The sequence below is a fragment of the Marinobacter mangrovi genome, assembly GCF_016798325.1.
Classification (GTDB): Bacteria; Pseudomonadota; Gammaproteobacteria; order Pseudomonadales; family Oleiphilaceae; genus Marinobacter_A; species Marinobacter_A mangrovi.
The window spans coordinates 670,481-687,271 of the sequence record NZ_JAERVO010000002.1 but is presented as its reverse complement, the minus strand read 5'-3'; the positions used below and the strand labels follow the sequence as shown (position 1 = coordinate 687,271).

Annotated in this window: 14 protein-coding genes; 8 read left to right on the top strand and 6 right to left on the bottom strand. The window is 57.9% G+C overall.

Annotated features, from left to right (window positions below; all coding sequences use genetic code 11):
* Positions 1-6 precede the first annotated feature (6 nt).
* From JL474_RS09205 to JL474_RS09185, 5 genes are all read left to right on the top strand, one after another.
* Positions 7-246 (top strand): glutaredoxin family protein, encoded by a 240-nt coding sequence (locus tag JL474_RS09205; protein ID WP_203141916.1) that lies wholly within the window; start codon positions 7-9, stop codon positions 244-246.
* 102 nt (positions 247-348) lie between these two features.
* The gene (yaaA, locus tag JL474_RS09200; RefSeq protein WP_123634950.1) at positions 349-1,122 is read left to right on the top strand and encodes a peroxide stress protein YaaA; all 774 of its coding nucleotides are present in this window, start codon (positions 349-351) and stop codon (positions 1,120-1,122) included.
* 9 nt (positions 1,123-1,131) lie between these two features.
* Positions 1,132-1,332 carry a DUF2788 domain-containing protein gene (locus tag JL474_RS09195; protein WP_123634951.1) on the top strand — a complete coding sequence of 67 codons (201 nt, stop codon included), beginning with the start codon at positions 1,132-1,134 and terminating at the stop codon, positions 1,330-1,332.
* Positions 1,333-1,490: 158 nt separating this feature from the next.
* Entirely contained in the window at positions 1,491-2,429 is a 939-nt protein-coding gene (gene rdgC / locus JL474_RS09190; protein WP_203141799.1) for a recombination-associated protein RdgC, read from the top strand.
* Positions 2,430-2,743: 314 nt separating this feature from the next.
* Complete coding sequence (locus JL474_RS09185) at positions 2,744-3,181, top strand: REP-associated tyrosine transposase (protein WP_203141798.1); 438 nt, start codon at positions 2,744-2,746, stop codon at positions 3,179-3,181.
* A 292-nt stretch (positions 3,182-3,473) separates the two neighbouring features.
* On the opposite strand, the gene JL474_RS09180 is transcribed toward JL474_RS09185, so the two are convergent.
* On the bottom strand, positions 3,474-6,209 hold the full coding sequence (locus tag JL474_RS09180; protein ID WP_123634953.1) for a bifunctional acetate--CoA ligase family protein/GNAT family N-acetyltransferase: 2,736 nt from the start codon (positions 6,207-6,209) through the stop codon (positions 3,474-3,476).
* Between the two features lie 225 nt (positions 6,210-6,434).
* Between JL474_RS09180 and JL474_RS09175 the strand changes: the two genes are divergently transcribed.
* The gene (locus JL474_RS09175) at positions 6,435-7,364 is read left to right on the top strand and encodes a histone deacetylase family protein (RefSeq protein ID WP_123634954.1); all 930 of its coding nucleotides are present in this window, start codon (positions 6,435-6,437) and stop codon (positions 7,362-7,364) included.
* 3 nt (positions 7,365-7,367) lie between these two features.
* Here the strand turns inward: JL474_RS09175 and JL474_RS09170 are convergent, their stop codons facing one another.
* The 5 genes from JL474_RS09170 to JL474_RS09150 form a co-directional block, all read right to left on the bottom strand.
* A complete protein-coding gene (locus JL474_RS09170; protein ID WP_203141797.1) occupies positions 7,368-8,135 on the bottom strand; it encodes a substrate-binding periplasmic protein in 768 nt (255 codons plus the stop codon).
* Between the two features lie 114 nt (positions 8,136-8,249).
* Positions 8,250-8,651, bottom strand: a complete 402-nt coding sequence (gene fliS, locus JL474_RS09165; protein ID WP_123634956.1) for a flagellar export chaperone FliS — start codon at positions 8,649-8,651, stop codon at positions 8,250-8,252.
* A 33-nt stretch (positions 8,652-8,684) separates the two neighbouring features.
* Positions 8,685-10,664 carry a flagellar filament capping protein FliD gene (gene fliD, locus JL474_RS09160; protein WP_203141796.1) on the bottom strand — a complete coding sequence of 660 codons (1,980 nt, stop codon included), beginning with the start codon at positions 10,662-10,664 and terminating at the stop codon, positions 8,685-8,687.
* Positions 10,665-10,995: 331 nt separating this feature from the next.
* Positions 10,996-11,421, bottom strand: coding sequence for a flagellar protein FlaG (locus JL474_RS09155; RefSeq protein WP_203141795.1), 426 nt, complete (start codon positions 11,419-11,421; stop codon positions 10,996-10,998).
* Positions 11,422-11,493: 72 nt separating this feature from the next.
* A complete protein-coding gene (locus JL474_RS09150) occupies positions 11,494-12,939 on the bottom strand; it encodes a flagellin N-terminal helical domain-containing protein (protein ID WP_203141794.1) in 1,446 nt (481 codons plus the stop codon).
* Between the two features lie 381 nt (positions 12,940-13,320).
* Between JL474_RS09150 and JL474_RS09145 the strand changes: the two genes are divergently transcribed.
* Both JL474_RS09145 and JL474_RS09140 read left to right on the top strand, forming a co-directional pair.
* Positions 13,321-14,823: a flagellin gene (locus JL474_RS09145; protein WP_203141793.1), complete on the top strand. Its 1,503-nt coding sequence runs from the start codon at positions 13,321-13,323 to the stop codon at positions 14,821-14,823.
* Between the two features lie 62 nt (positions 14,824-14,885).
* A complete protein-coding gene (locus JL474_RS09140) occupies positions 14,886-16,751 on the top strand; it encodes a hypothetical protein (protein ID WP_203141792.1) in 1,866 nt (621 codons plus the stop codon).
* Positions 16,752-16,791: the final 40 nt, after the last annotated feature.

Below are 16,791 nucleotides of genomic sequence, written 5' to 3'. Positions count from 1 at the left end.
CATCCCATGCAGTTGGTGTTCTACACCACCGACAACTGCCAACTTTGTGAACTGGCCGAGACACTGCTCGTACAAACGCCCATGGATCCGCCGATTCCCGTGGATGTCGTGGACATCGCCCAATCCACGGAACTGGTCGCCCGCTATGGCGAGCGCATTCCCGTGTTGCGGCGTGCGGACAACGGCCGCGAACTGGACTGGCCGTTTACCCGGGACGACCTGATGGCGTTTCTGGACAAAGTCTGAACCGATGCGTGAGATAGCCAAACTCAATTTAATAATCAGCATTTTATAATTTATTATTATCGACTATTTCGATAGCCCCTATTCGAGAGCGAGGATCCAATCATGCTGATGGTCATTTCCCCGGCCAAGAACCTGGATTACGAGAGCCCCCTGGCGACGCAGAAGTATACCCAGCCGGCTTTCCTGGACGACGCCTGCGAACTGATCGACCAGCTCAAGACCCTGGAGCCGCATCAGGTCAGCAACCTGATGGGCATCAGCGACAAGCTGGGGCAGCTGAATGCCGAGCGCTATCAACAGTGGCATACGCCATTTTCGCCAGACAATGCCCGACCGGCCGTCCTGGCGTTCAACGGCGACGTATACACCGGCCTGGACGCGCCGTCGTTCGACGACCGGGATTTCGACTTTGCCCAGGATCACCTGCGCATCCTGTCCGGGCTGTACGGCATCCTGCGTCCGCTGGACCTGATGCAGCCGTACCGGTTGGAGATGGGCACCAAATTCGAGAACAAACGCGGCAAGGATCTGTATGCCTTCTGGGGCAACAAGCTGACCATGGCGCTCAACGACGAACTGGCGGACGAAGGCCAGGTGCTGATCAACCTCGCGTCCAACGAGTACTTCAAGAGCGTCAAGAAGAAGGAACTGGACGGTCGCATCATCACGCCTCAGTTCAAGGACTGGAAGAACGGCCAGTACAAGATGATCAGCTTCTACGCCAAGAAAGCCCGCGGGCTGATGTGCGCCTACGCCATCAAGAACCGCATCAACGATCCGGAAGCCCTCAAGCAATTCGACTCGGCGGGCTATTACTTCAGCGAAGAGCAATCCAGCGGCGACAACTGGGTCTTCCTGCGGGACGAGCCGGCCTGATCAACATCCATGAACGAAGCTCTGTTTTCCGAGATCGCCCTCTATGTCCTGTTGACGGCCTTGATCGCCTACATGGGCTTCATCGTCTGGGACCTGGCCAAACGCTCCAAAGCCGGACGCTTCGGCACCGCGATTCTGTTCGTGGTGCTGGGCGCCGGCGTTGTGGGCTTCGTCATCAAGACGATCCTGGTTGAAACGATGGATTTCTGAGTCCTCTCAACCCTTTTTCCAAACGGCGCTCGACCGTCCGCAATTTCGACACTGACCTTTGCGGTCGCTTTGTGCTTCAATGCGCACATATCTTTTGCCGGAGCCGTCCCTCCGGCCCATCACGTTCCAATAACCATTCAACTCAGGGAAACATCTGAATGTGGTTTCGTAATGCCCGTATCTACCGATTCACCAAACCGTTCACCGTGTCCGCCGAAGAGCTGGAACGTCAGTTGGGTGAATCCGCCTTTAAACCCTGTGGTCCGCAGGAGTCTTTCCGTCAGGGTTGGGTCCCGCCGCTGGGTCGCCACGGCCAGCAACTGGTGCACAGCGCCAACGGCTATCACCTGATTGCCCTGCGCAAGGAGGAGCGTGTACTGCCCGCCGCGGTGCTCAAGGAAGCCGTGACGGAACGGGTCGAGATGATCGAAGCGGAGCAGATGCGTAAGGTCCCGCGCAAGGAAAAGGACGAGATCAAGGAGCAGCTGACCCAGGAAATGCTGCCGCGGGCCTTTACCAAGTCCAAGCGCACGTTTGCCTACCTGGCACCACAGGATGGCTTCATGATTGTCGACGCCGGGTCCGACAAGCAGGCCGAGGAAATCGCCACCACCCTGCGCAAGTGCATCGGCTCCCTGCCGATCCGCCCGCCCGCGCTGGAACAGGCGCCGACCTTCACCTTCTCCGGCTGGCTGAGCGAAACCATCGACCTGCCCTCAACCTTCTCGCTGGGTAACGAGTGCGAACTCAAGGACACCAGCGAAGACGGTGGCGTGGTCCGCTGCAAGGGCCTGGACCTGCTGGGTGACGAAATCCGCAACCACCTCAACGCCGGCATGCAAGTGACCAAACTGTCCCTGGGTTGGGAAGACAGCCTGACCTTCGTGCTGGACGAGGAGCTGGCCCTGCGCCGCCTCAAGTTCGGTGACACCTTCCAGGAAAAACTGGACGACGTGGACGCCGATGACGCCGCCGCCAAGTTCGATGCTGCGTTTACCCTGATGACACTGGAACTGGCGCGCCTGATTCCGGCATTGCTGGAAGCGCTGGGCGGTGAGGATCGTTCGGCGATCGTGGATGAGGAAGAAGCGGCGTAATTCCGCTACTTGCAGGGAGCCATGCGGGCTGCTCCGAAGCTGAAGCGTCGGCTACATTGCCAATCAACTCGAGCATGTAGCAGATGCTTTAGCTTCTGAGGCGCCGTAAGGTGCCCGTTGAATGCCAACTCCATGGAAGGAGTTAATTCTTGAGTTATAAGAACGCCACCGCCCACCGACATTCGATAGCAGGCCAGGAATATCTGGAAGCGTCGGCTACATTGCCAGTCAACCCGAGCGTGTAGCAGATGCTTTAGCTTCTGAGGCGCCGTAAGGTGCCCGTTGAATGCCAACTCCATGGAAGGAGTTAATTCTTGAGTTATAAGAACGCCACCGCCCACCGACATTCAATAGCAGGCCAGGAATACCTGGTCACTGCATGCACTCAGAATCGCTATCCGGCTTTCCAGGACTTCAACACGGCCCGGGCTACAGTCGCTGCGTTAAGGAAAACGGAAGAGAGTGGCCTGGCAAAAGTCATGGCTTGGGTCATTATGCCCGATCACCTGCATCTTCTAATGGCGCTGACTGGCGTCGGAAGCCTCGGAGACGTTTTAGCTCACCTGAAAATTCAGGCATCACGAAATGCCGGTAGCAAAATCCCCTGGCAAAAGGGCTATCACGAGCGGACGCTGAGAAGAATCGAGGACCGACAGGATATCGCGCGATACATTATTCTTAATCCTGTGCGAGCAGGGATAGTGCGGACCGTTCGCGAATATCCACATTGGGATTCGATGTATTTGGGCTAAGGCGTAAATCCTGATGGATGGCTGCCCTGTGGGCAGCTCCGAAGCTAAAGCGTCGGCTACATTTCCAATCAACTCGATCATGTAGCAGATGCTTTAGCTTCTGAGGCGCCGACAGGGGCTCTGTTATGGCTTCAGTCGAAACTTTAAGAATATCGACAACACGCTAGCAGCCCTGCGGGCTGCTCCGAAGCTGAAGCGTCGGCTACATTGCCAGTCAACTCGAGCATGTAGCAGATGCTTTAGCTTCTGAGGCGCCGAAGGTGCCCTTTTAAGCTTATGCTGGGCAAAAACGTTACCCTCGCAACCTCTCCCTTTGCCAATCCGTTTCCGGCTCATTGAGCGGCAGGCGCAGGTCCATGACGTCTTCTTCCATGTTGTAGGTGATCTCGAAGCCGAGATGGCGCGCCAGGTTGAGCATGGGGTGGTTGTCCGGCAAGACGTTGCCGATCATTTCCACGGTGCCGCGGGCGCGGCAGTAGTCGATCATCTTGCGCATGAGGATGTAGCCCAGGCCCTCGCCTTTCATGTCATCCCGGACCATGACGGCGAATTCGCACTGGAGGTTGTCGGCGTCGGTCCAGACGCGCACGGTGCCCAGGGTTTCCTCGCCGTTGCCATCCTCCCGTTCGGCGTTGGCGATAAACACCATTTCACGGTCATAGTCGATCTGGACCATCTGGGCCACGTCTTCGTGGGAGAAATGCTTGCGGTACTGGAAAAACCGGTAGCGGATCGATTCCGGTGACTGGTGATGATGGAATTCCAGATGCGCGGGCTCGTCCTCAGCCAGTACCGGCCGCACGATCACCTTACGCCCGGATTTTGGCAAAACCACCCACTCTTCCAGCTCCCGAGGATAGGGCTGGATAATCGGACGCCCCGGCTCTTCAGCCAGGTCGATGGCCACGTCCACCGCCACGGCACCGTTGCGATCAAATAACAATGGCAGGATTTCCAGCCCGCGGATGTGCGGAATATCGATCACGATCTGGGACAGGGTCACCAGGGTCTCGCAGATCGCCCGGATGTCCTCTTCCGGCTGCAGGCTGTATTCGCGCAACAGGCGATACATATAGGTTCGCCGCAGCAGCTCTTTGGCCAGCACCATATTCAGGGGCGGCAATGCGATCTGGCGATCGGTCATCACGTTGACACTGGCGCCGGCCGCACCACAGACCACCAATGGGCCGAACACCGGATCCCGGGTAATGCCCACGCTGAAGGCGATACCGCCCAGGTGCTGGTAGGTGCGCTGCACGGCAAATCCGAGGAAACCACTGCGCGGGAAGTGCGCTCGGTACTCGTCCATCAGGACCTGACAGGATTCGATGATCGCCGACTCACTATTGAGCCCCTGAATCGTCGATTTGTAGCGTCCGCGACCGGTCTGCTCTTCCATAAACGGGTGACAGCCGCGCTCATGAATCAGGGTGACGTCAATGGGGCGGCGTTCGACCTGGAAACTCTCCACCACACCTTCTACATCATCGCAGTAGACCGTATCCACCGCGCGGATCCCGTAGTCGCGGATGACCGCCCTCGCCTCGCTGTTGGACAGGTGATTGCGCCCGGAACGGTGCGCTTTCATGACCAACTTGCGGGCCACGGAGCTGTCGGCGAAGTGATCGGTGAAGGACTCCGGCGTTTCCCGCAGCAGCCGCTGGACCCGCTGATGATGAACGTGCTGCATGAAGGCGTTAACGGCTTTTTCCGGCGAAAAGAACGACGGAATACCGGCCCGATAGAACTCGTCCCGCGCCTCCAGTACCGTACTCTGGCCCAGCCAGCAGGTGAAGATGTTCAAGCGGGTACCCTTGCTGGCCTGAACCACCGCATCGGCAATCTGCAGACTGTCTTCCGTCAGACTCGGGGCGTACATCACCAGCACGTTACTGACGTTGGGATCCTTGGCCAGGATCCGGATCGCCTCGGCGTAGAGTTCCGGCGACGCATCGTAGTTCAGGTCGATGGGGTTCTTGCGGGTCCAGTAGGACGGCAGGTGTTTGGCCAGCGACTCGACGGTTTCGTTCGACAGGGTGGCCAAATCGCCATCGAGCCCCGCCAGCCGATCCACCGCCAACACGCCCGGCCCGACCCCGTTGGCCATGATCACCAGCTCTTCCCGGCGCACCGGGCGCATGCGGGTCAGGGTTTCCAGGGCGTCGAACATCTGGCTGAGACCGTCCACCCGCAACACACCGGCGCGGCGCAGGACGGCATCATAGATCGGGTCCGTTCGGGTCACACCCACCGGACGTTGCACCGGCATCCACTCGGATTCCGGCACCCGTCCGCTCTTTACAGCAATGACCGGCTTGGTGCGGGAGGCAACTCGAACCGCCGAGATAAACCGTCGAGGATTGGGAATGCTTTCAATGTGCAGGAGGATGGCGCGACAGCGGGTGTCCTGTGCGAGGTAATCGATCAGGTCGTCGTGACCGATGTCCATGCCATCACCCAGGGTCAGGAAGTGCGAGAAGCCCACGCCTCGAGCGAACGCCCAGTCGATGATGGAGCTGGCCACGGTGCCCGACTGCCCCACAAACGCAACCTTTCCTGGAATCGCCCCCATATGGGCGTAGGTGGCGTTCAGGCTGCGGAACGGCACCATCAGACCGATCGTGTTCGGTCCGAGCACCCGAATACCGGCTTCGCGCGCCGCGTCGCGGACCGAGTACATCAGCGGCTGACCGGTCTTGCTGTGGGCCCGGGACATCCCGCCGGTCATCACAATCGCCGTGCGGACACCGGCCTCGCCCAACTGGCGAATCATCTTGGGCACCGTGTCCGGCGGCGTGCAGACGATCGCCAGATCCGGTTTCATGGGCATGCGCGACACTTTTGGCACACAGGGCACGCCGTGGACGTTCTGGTACTCGTTGCGGTTGATCACCAGCAACTGGCCCGGAAAACCGCCGGCCATCAGGTTCCGCAGCACCATCCCGCCCAGGTTTTCCGCCCGCTCCGATGCACCGGCAATCACAATCGATTCCGGATTGAACAGGCTTTCCAGATACCGTGTGCTCAAGTCGTCGCCCCCGCGTCAGCCGTACTCCAATCTGCCTCTCATGTTAGGCGGTCCGGGGTGGATTTAAAAACGAAACTTTTACCATTTGAAATGACTTGTTGTCGCACCTATCCGGCCCCGCAAGGACGGTATGAAAACCCACCAAAGAAGCAAAGCGAGACCCTGCCATCCCTGATACCATGGCAAAAAGAGATGCCACAGCGCACCGGTAATACGGGACCAATAATGACAACTGCGTTCTTCTACCACGACGACTTCCTGAAGCATGACATGGGGCCGGAGCACCCCGAGTCACCGGAACGGCTCAATGCCATCATCAGCTACCTGGCGGACACCGAGCTGGAGCAGCAACTGGACTGGGTGCGGCCCGAGGAAATTACCCGGGACCAGCTCCTGCAGGTCCATCCGGAAACCTACCTCAGTCAGCTGGACATGATGCAGCCCACCCGGGGTCGCGTGTTCACCGATCCCGATACGGCGATGATGCCTCACACGCTGCGTGCCGCGCGCCTGGCCGCCGGCGCCAATGTGGAGGCGGTTGATATGGTGCTGTCTGGCCAGGCCACCAATGCCTTTGTCGCGGCACGTCCGCCGGGTCACCACGCCGAGCGCGGTAAATCGATGGGCTTCTGTTTCTACAACAACATCGCCCTGGCCGCCCGGCACGCCCTGAATTTCCACGGCCTGGAGCGTGTCGCAATCATCGACTTCGACGTGCATCAGGGCAACGGCACAGTCGATATCGTCCAGGGCGATGAGCGGGTGCTCATGTGCTCAAGCTTCCAGCATCCCTTCTATCCTCACTCCCATGTCTACCGGTTGCCGGAAAACATCATCAATACGCCGATTGCCGCTGGCACGTCCGGCACAGACTATCGACGAATCGTCGAAGAAGCCTGGCTGCATCGCCTGGAAGAATTCAAACCGCAACTGGTGCTGGTTTCCGCTGGATTCGATGCCCACAAGTCGGACCCGTTGGCCGAACTGCAACTGGAAGCCGCGGACTACCGCTGGCTGACCGACCTGATTACGTCGATTGCCCGGGATTACTCGGATAACCGTGTCGTGTCGACGCTCGAAGGGGGATATCACCTGAAAGCGCTCGCCGAGGGCGTCACGGCTCACCTGGAAGGCCTGGTGGCGATCGAGGACTGATCGTCAGTGTGATAACTGGAAGATATCGGCGAGGTCGCCGTCCCGTTCAAGCTGCCGCAGGGCAGCCTGAATAGGTTCTCGCAGTTGCGGGTAGCGTGCTTTTTTCGACATGTACAGGATGCCCCGCTGCCCTTTGCGAAACACGGCAGTGCGAAACTGATTCCATGAAAGTTCGAGGGATCGCATGGTGTGATAGAGGGCCTGATCACTGCACAGGATGGCGCTGACACGCCCCAGCTTCAGCATCTCAATAGCCTGAAAAATGTCCCGCACCGGAAACTTTTGGATTGTCTTCGCCTGCTCGAAGACCTCACCGTAATAGGTACCGTTAACGAACGCGACCGGTTTGCCCGCCAATCCATCAAGAGAAAGTTCAAAGTCGCTGTCCGCAAGCGCGGTCAGCATCACCTGCGTGGTCACAACCGTGCCGAGGTTGATGGCGGCTTTATCCAGAGCCGGGCTTTCAAACAGCACCACAAAATCCGCAGTGCCTTCCAGCAATTCGCTGATGGCGCGACGATGTGGCCTTAATTCATAGGTGATCGGGAGGTTGGCGACGGCAACAAGACGATGAGCAAAAGCCACCAACGTGCCGTCCGGCTGGCCATAACGACCTTCATAACCCCAGGGCCAGACTTCGGGAATGACAAAAATGGCAGGTTCCGGGTAATCGTCCCCCCTGTGGGGCTCTTTGGCGTGGGCCGCGTCGAGAGCCAGCACCAGAAAGGTCAGCAGAACTACGGCAACCGGATGCCGAACAATGGGCTTCATGTGGCAGGACAACCGCTCAAACGAACCAGCTTGGCACCAGCTTACCGGCTATGACAATCAGCCCCTATTCGACCATTGGTGCCCCGCGGCTGTCAGCACAACATCGGCTATCGGTTAGCCGACGGCCTGCTGGTCAGACATGACCTCTTCGCGGATTCCGTCCCAACCTTCCTTGACCTGACGCAGCAAGTCAGACACTTCATCCAGTTTGGCGACATCGTTTTGGCGATTGGCCTCAAACAGCGTGCGCTCGATGTAGTCGTACAGCCCTTCCAGATGACGCGCCAGCTCACCGCCTTTTTCAAAGTCCAGGAAGCTGCGCAGACCACCGACAATCTCGATGGCTTTGCTGATCAGGCGACCTTTACCTTCGTAATCCTTGGCCTGCATACGCGCCTTGGCCATATTGATCCGTTCCAGAGCGCCGTTATACAACAGCTGAATCAATTTGTGCGGGTCGGCATCGGTGATGCTGGTCTGGGTATTGACCCGCTGATATGCCTGTAAACCGTTCATAATCAACCTCTTGATTGCCTTCGTAACAACGGGTTAGTTGTTATTATTGCTGTTTGGAGCCAGAGCCGCCAGCTGCTGGGTGACGTAGTCTTTGGTGCTATTGAGCTGCGAAATCAGGGAGTCGGCCGCACTGAACTGCGACACCAGGCGCTCCCGGTACGCGTCGATGCGGGTCTGCAGTCGCTCGCGATCATCTGCGATATCATCCAGCGTGTCCTGCAGGCTATCGGTACGCGCTTCAAGCGCACCATCGGCGCTGAGCATGTCCGTCACCATATTGACGGTCCGCTCCCCCAGCCCCTCAATGTAGGTAATGGTTCCACGATTGCCGGTAGCATCGCCGGTGATGCGCACCTGCATGCCCGCCGCCTGGGACGTTCCCTCGACGTAGAGAATCTGCCCTTCACCGGAGGCCCGCTGACCATTGATCGTGCCGGCCACATCTTTTCCGGCCGTGCCCGTGGCAACGGACAACCCCAGGTCTGCGGCACTGTTGGTATCCACCGAGGTGATGCTGACGTTCGAATCGCTGCCATAAGCGCCGGATTTGAAGCTCAGTGCGCCACTGGTCGAATCGAACTCAACCTGGACTTTCTTGCCGGACGCACTCAGGCTGCCGCTGCTGTTGAGCTGGGACTGGATTTCAGCGGCCAGCTCGTCGCGGGTATAGGTACCTGCGGTCAGCTGGATGCTGACTGAGGTGGACCCGTCAATCTTGAACGACAGGTTGTCATTGTTGCCATCGATCGTGACGGAGCCCGTGCCGGCGTTTGCGCCCGTCAGTGCACCCTGCGTCGCCGCCTGGGTCACGTTGATACTGTATTCACCAGGCTCGGTATTCACGTTGCTGCTGATGAACTCCACCTGGGAATCGGACGCCCGCCCCTGTTCGCCGAACAAAGCGGCAACGTCATCCGGGTATTTCTCAAGCTGCGTCTGGAACTTGCTGGCATCAAAGCTCAGCTGCCCGGTCTTGTAGTCTGTGGTGATCCCCACATCGGCAAGAGAGCGTACGCCGGCATCCTCGAGACCGGGGACGACGCCCGTCAGCATGTTGCGCAGCTGATTCTGGATATTGCGAACGGTGGCATCGCCGGACAGCAGGCCGCCCTGCTGGGTTTCGGCATTGTAGCCGGCCAGCCCCTGAATGGTTTGCTGCAGCGCGTTGAACTTGTCGACGAAAGACTGAACCCGATCGGCCACGGCCCCGGTGTCCTGGGTAACCTTGACCGTTGAGGTGGCACCTTCCGCCTTCACATCAAACGTAAGCCCGTCGACCACGTTTTCGATGGTGTTGGAGGACCGAGTGATGGTAATGCCGTTGACCTGAACGACCGCATCTTGCGCGGCCACGGTCTCGGTCAGGTTCTGGGTGGTGTCATTGAAGACGAACTGCGACAGCCCGGAACCGTCAGTGTTGTTGCCGTCGCCATCGTTGACCGAAATACGGATGGCGTTGTCGGTGCCGGTTTCATCTGAAGACAACACCAGACGATAGCCATTACCCGTATCGATCACCCCGGCGCTGGCGCCAATATCCGCATCATTGATGGCATCGGCGATGCCCTGCAGAGTGTTGTTCGAGCTGTCGATATCGATGTTTTTGACTTCGCCGCCCACACTCAGGCTAATCCGACCCGTGCCGATAGCGGTGCCGTCCTTATCTTCGAACGTGCCGGATGCCAGAGACTGGGCCTGCGCCAGACTGTCGACCTGGATGGTGTAGTTGCCGCGGCTGGCGGATGCGCTGTCCACAGAAACTTCGACATCCTCACTGGATGACGTTGCGGAAAAGGCTTTCAGATTCTCGACCGAACTCAGCTGGCGCATGGGCAGCCGCAGTTCCGTGATAGCGCTGCGCAGGGTCCCGTAAGCGGATATCAGGGCCTCGGTTTCCTTTTCCTTGCTGTCCAACCGGTTTGCCGTCGGCTTCTGCTCGGCTTCTACCAGCTGGTCCACCAGATCAGACGTCAGAACGCCGGAACCAATCCCCAATGAAGAAATGTTAGCCATATCGATCGCCTCCCCAAGAAGGCTGCCTTATCCATTTGTACGCTTATCGGCCAGAAGCGGCAAAACTTTGCCAGTTACGACCGCCAATTTGTAACAACATGTATCCGAGACCCGGCATCCAGGACCGTCGGTAACCAGGATAGACCGTCTGGCCCTCGGGCCGCACTCTTGGTCGGCTCTCGTGGTTCCCACTCGCCCCAACCTATTGACGCCACAGGATTATTCACGATCTTCAGCAAAGCGCCCTTAACGCAGAACACCGCCGGCTTCTCGCGAAGGCGGCGGTGCTGAAATTCCGTTACTCGTGACCGGATTGAGAGGCGGCAAGCGCCTACACTTCGATATTGAATAACGTCAGCGGTTCATCCTGCTGCAAATTTTCGGCCAACCTCAAAGCCACATCATCCGGAATCTGCCGAATCACTTTTTCCGTTTGCTGATCCACCACGCGCACGATCGTCTTGCCGGAGTCATTGTCGACCTCAAACTGCAGGTCTCGCTGTACCGTCTGGACAAAATCGTTGAGGCGGGAAACGGCTTGATCAAGAGATTCCCTCTGGGCTTCCTCCTGCTTTTCCATCCGCTGCACTTTTGTAGGCTGCTGCGACTGGTCAAGCGACACAACGTTGGAAGTATCCTTGGCTCGAGCGGAAGGCTTGCTTCCTTCTGCCTGAGGTGACGCAGACGCCCGAGCCGGAGCTTGTTCACTGGAGCGAACCAGCTTCAAATCCGGGCTGTTCAGGTTTACGTCAGTCATAGCTCACCTCGCTATCCTCATACGGCGTAAAGCCGGCCCCCGAGGGGACCGGCCGTTACCGTGCTATCCCTGTTACTGCAGGAGGGACAGGACCTGCTGCGGGCGGGCGTTAGCCTGCGCCAGGACAGAGATACCAGCCTGCTGGAGGACCTGGGACTTGGACAGCTTCGCAGTTTCAGCGGCGAAGTCCGCGTCCAGGATCCGGCTTTGCGCAGCGGACAGGTTTTCAGAAGTGGTCGCAATCGCATCGATGGTCGATGTGAAGCGGTTCTGAATCGCACCCAGGTCAGCGCGCTGGCTGTTGATGGAGGTCAGTGCAGCGTCGATGGTGTCGATCGCAGCGTTCGCACCGTCAGCCGTGGTGATGTCGATTGCGGCGACGCTTTGGAGCTGGCCACTTTCGGCGGTGCTGCTTACAACTTCATCAGCGTTGCCGACAATGCTAAAGGCAGAGCTGGAGCTGAAATCAACTTCACCAGTAACGCGGGTGCTGTCGTTGCCGCCAGCAACCAGATCAGCCGTCGAACCATCGGCAGAAGTCACCGTAACGTTGGCAGACGAATCTGCGATGACGATGTCGTCGCCAGCGTCACTTTCAAGCAATACGTTGCCAGAATCGTCAAGGCTCGCGGTAATACCTGTCGTTGCAGACGCATCGTTGATGGCCGTAACCAGTGCGCTGTTGTCGCCAGACTCAACCGTTGCAGAGATAGTCACTGCAGTGCTGTTTTCGCCCTTGAGATCGAAAGAAACCGTACCTGCTGTCAGGTTAGAGATAGTTGCTTCAGTATATGCATCGGCGCTAACACCCGTTTTTGAGGTCAGCTCATTCACTGAAGCAGCGATATCTTTCGCAGTTGCGTCGTCGGCAAATTCTGCTTTTTCGGTCGCACCGTTGCCAGACACTGTGATATTGCCAGCAGTAACGTTGTTGCCGCCCGGATCAGCAGCCGCCGCCGCAGTCAGGTTGCCGGTCAGCGTACCGTTGCTGGTATCAGCCGTGTAGTTACCAATGTCAGTTGCGCGAGCACTGCCCAGAGACACGTTGATGGTCTGGTTGGCGTTCGCACCGACCTGGAACTGGGAGTTGGTGAAATCACCGTTCAGCAGCGTACGGCCGTTGAAGTTGGTGGTGTCAGCAACACGGTTCAGCTCGGCCTGCAGCTGGGTCACCTCAGCCTGCAGCGACTTGCGGTCGGTGGAGGAGTTGGTGTCGTTGGCAGACTGTACAGACAGCTCACGAATACGCTGCAGCAGGTCGCCAGCCTGGCCCAGGGCGCCTTCAGCGGTCTGTGCCAGGGAGATGCCGTCGTTGGCGTTGCGCTGGGCAACGTTCAGACCGCGGATCTGCGCGTCGAAACGAGAGGAAATGGCCAGGCCCGCGGCATCGTCCTTGGCGGAGTTGATGCGAAGACCAGAAGACAGACGCTCCAGAGCCTGATCCGACAGAGACTGGGATTTGTTCAGGTTGTTCTGAGCGGACAGTGAAGCGACGTTAGTGTTGATACCGAGAGCCATGATGCTTCTCCTATAAAACCTATGTTTCTCTTGGAAGAGGTCTGGCGCCCGTCCTCGTTTGTTTGGGTGCGCCGCCCTGCTGTAGTGCTTAACGGCGACCCTTACGGTTCCTTTAGAAAAAACTTCGGTTTTTATTGTTAAGGATTGTAAAAGCGGCAAAAGCCTGCCTTGCCGCCCCGCCAAAAGCTCGTCACCACCCCCACCCATCACGCAAATAATTAACTATTTTTTCATATTTATTAGATGGTTATAAACGATAACCAAAAATTGGCATGGCCTTCGCTTTGTGCCGCTCAGGAATGAATTTTCTGAATAACGGCCGGCAGGGCGTCCTTGTGATCGGGCACTGAGCTACCGGCTTCTCTGAATAAGGAGAGCGATATGCCTCAGATTATCAACACGAACATTGCCTCGCTGAATGCCCAGCGAAACCTGAACACATCACAACGGGACGCCGACACGGCTCTGCAACGTCTGTCTTCAGGCCTGCGCATCAACTCCGCCAAGGACGACGCGGCCGGTCTTGCGATTTCCGAGCGATTCACGTCGCAGATCAAAGGCCTTAACCAGGCTGTGCGCAACGCTAACGACGGCATCTCCCTGGCACAGACGGCCGAGGGCGCCCTCGACGAATCCGGCGAAATCCTGCAGCGGATTCGCGAGCTGTCTGTACAGTCTGCCAACTCCACCAACTCCGCTTCGGATCGCGCGGCCCTGCAGAGCGAAGTCAACCAGTTGAAGCAGGAGCTGCAACGCGTCGCGGAGACGACCGAATTCAACGGTCTGAAACTCCTCGACGGTTCGTTCCAGGCCCAGACCTTCCAGGTGGGCGCCAACGAAAACCAGAACATTTCAGTCTCGGTCACCGGCGCGACCAACGATGACCTGGGTAACTACTCGATCGAAAGCGTCAACGATCAGGATAACCTCGGGTCCGGCTCACCGTCTGCTGTTGCCGCTAACATCACTGCAGCCAACCATCCGGTGGCCGCCCAGAACCTGACCGTTGCCAGCGCCCTGGATCAAGTCGACATCGCGATCCCGGCGGGCGCATCGGCTGCGGACATTGCGGCCCTGGTTAATAAGGAAGAAGAACGTACCGGTGTCACGGCGACCGCCCGTACTGAAACGACACTGACCACCAACGCTGCCGGCACGGTCACTTTCGATCTCAGTTCAGGGGGGCAGACCTCCACGATCTCGGCGTCCATCAACGACCCCAATGATCTGACGGAACTGGCATCGGTGATCAACAAGGCAGCCGGCCAGACAGGCATCAACGCCAAGGTCCAGGATGACACGATCGTCCTGACCCAGGATGCGGGCAAAGACATCCAGATCGAGAACTTCTCCCACAGTGGTCCTGGCAACATGACCGTCGCCGGCGTTACCGGTAGCGGCGCGTCAACCGATCTGATCGGTGACGATGCCGCCCAGGATTCTGTGGTCGTGACGGGCACCGTGGACTTTTCGTCTTCAGGCGCCTACGCCGTCACATCCGACATCGATAACACCGCCGGCTCACTCTTTGACGTGGCAGCCGACACGCCTGTCGGCGCACAGCGAGAGACGGTCTCAAGTATCGATATCAGTACGGTAGAAGGTGCCAACGACGCCATTTCAATCGTTGACGGTGCCCTGTCGGTGGTCAACGGTATCCGAGCGGATCTGGGTGCGGTTCAGTCCCGCTTCGAATCCACCATTGCGAACCTGAGCACCACTTCGGAAAACCTGACGGCAGCCCGATCCAGGATCCAGGACGCCGATTTTGCCGCGGAAACCGCAGAGCTCGCGCGGACGCAGGTCCTGCAACAGGCCGGCCTGTCCATCCTGGCTCAGGCCAACGCCCGACCACAGCAGGTATTGCAGCTGCTGCAAGGCTAAACTAGCCTTTTGGGGTGGCACGAGAGTGCCGCCCCTTTCCCTCCGCTTTATAAGGACCCGATGTGACTATCGCCTCGCTCGAGAAGAAGCTGTTTACCCGTGACGACGCGGGTTTCAAGAAAGAACTGTTCGACATTCTCGATGCGATGGAAAAAGGCAACCCGGTTCTTGGCGGTGAGCGACTGACGCAGCAAGGGAGCATCCACCGGTCCCCAGGCATTTCGCCCCTCCACAAAGACGCGAGCTTTTTTGACAATCAGAATGCGGTCCAGCGACTGGCCACATGCATTACCGGATTTCTTTGCGCGCCTCACCTGAAGCTGGAGACGCTCGAGGTCCGCAAGCTGATTTTCTACAAAACGCACCTGACTGATATTTTCTATCTTTCGGACTTCGGCAACCTGGATCACGTGATGGCATACCGGGATCTCTGGTCCGCGAACGGTGGATTCCAGCTGAAAACGGATGCGGATGTCTTCATGCTGATGATCTGCTGGACGATCAACAGTGAGATGTCCGTGCCTTACGATGTCTTGCGAGAGCGGGTCCCCCAGGAACTGATGCTGATGCTGACGTCAGCCATGTATCAGCTGGAGCAGCTGCAGACGCCTCGGGGCATTGAACAGTTCGATACCGTTTTCGGGGAGTTTCAGAAGCTGCCGGATGGATTGGACATCTCGTTGTGCCTCGTCATGTTGGTCAACATCTGGATGGGCTGCTCCTATTGGGACATCCCCCAGCGGCACCAGATCAAACGCAAAATAAACAGCCTGATTCGTGCTCATTTCAAGTCCATAAAGGAAACAGAACCCGGCCAGATTGCTTCGAAGCCCAGGGTTGCAATTCTGGTTGAGCGCTACCGCTCAGACCACGCGATGTATCGTTCCTATCACGCACGTATTGCCCCGCTGAAAGAGCATTTTGTGACAGCGTTGTTTGCCGCCAAAGGCGATACGGACGATGTCAGCCGAAAGGACGCACACCAGTTCGTCCAGATCCCGAGCGCTACGTCGGAGATTGAAAAGGCTGCCAAAGCGGTGAGCGACTTTCAGCCCGATATCATCCTGTATCCGTCGCTGGGCATGAATATCTGGACGGTGTGTCTCGCTAATTTCCGACTCGCGCCGGTACAGGTCATGGGTTATGGCCACCCTGCTTCGGCAATGTCTGAAACGATCGATTACGGCTTTCTGAGCGGGTTCTTTGAGGGTCCGGATTACCAGGCCTACTGCACCGAAAAACTGATTCCTTTTTATGGCGAGCGAGGCCACATTACGCTGCACCCGGATCTCGATAGCCGGTTGAGAAGCGCCGAGCTCCAGGCCGACAGCCCGGTGGTGAGGATCGCCATTAACAGTTCACTGATGAAAGTGAGCGATCGCGTCCTTAAAGCATGCCGAATGCTGCAGGAAAACAGCACGCGTCCGCTGGAGTTTCATTTTTTCCCGGCACATAACCGGGGTTTCAAGCTCCTCGCGTTCTACCGGAAGTTGCTGCACGTCTTGGGCGACAATGTCGTTGTCCATGAGCCGCAGCCTTATCCGATTTACCTGAAGCAACTTTCCGATTGCCACTTTGCGATAGGGACATTCCCGTTTGGCGGTGCGAACACCAATGTGGACGCCATTCTCCTTGGACAGCCCAAAGCCTATCTTCCGGAGAATAACGACCTGGCTGCGTTCACAGACTCGAACAACTTCCTACGATACGACGCCAATGGCGGTTTTGCCTGTGGCAGCGAGTTGGATTTGGTCGCACGTGCCATAATGTGGGTTCACAACCACCACGAACTCAATGCCGCGAAAGCGTACATGGCGGGCATTCGGGAAGCCTTTGTCGAAAGCATTTCCCATCAGGATGGATCAGCTCCGGCATTCAGCTTCCTTGAAGGTTTGAAGACCATATCCAGCGAGCATTCTGCCAGCTGAAGCCCCGACATTGGGAATCACAACCCGGAACATGGCATCC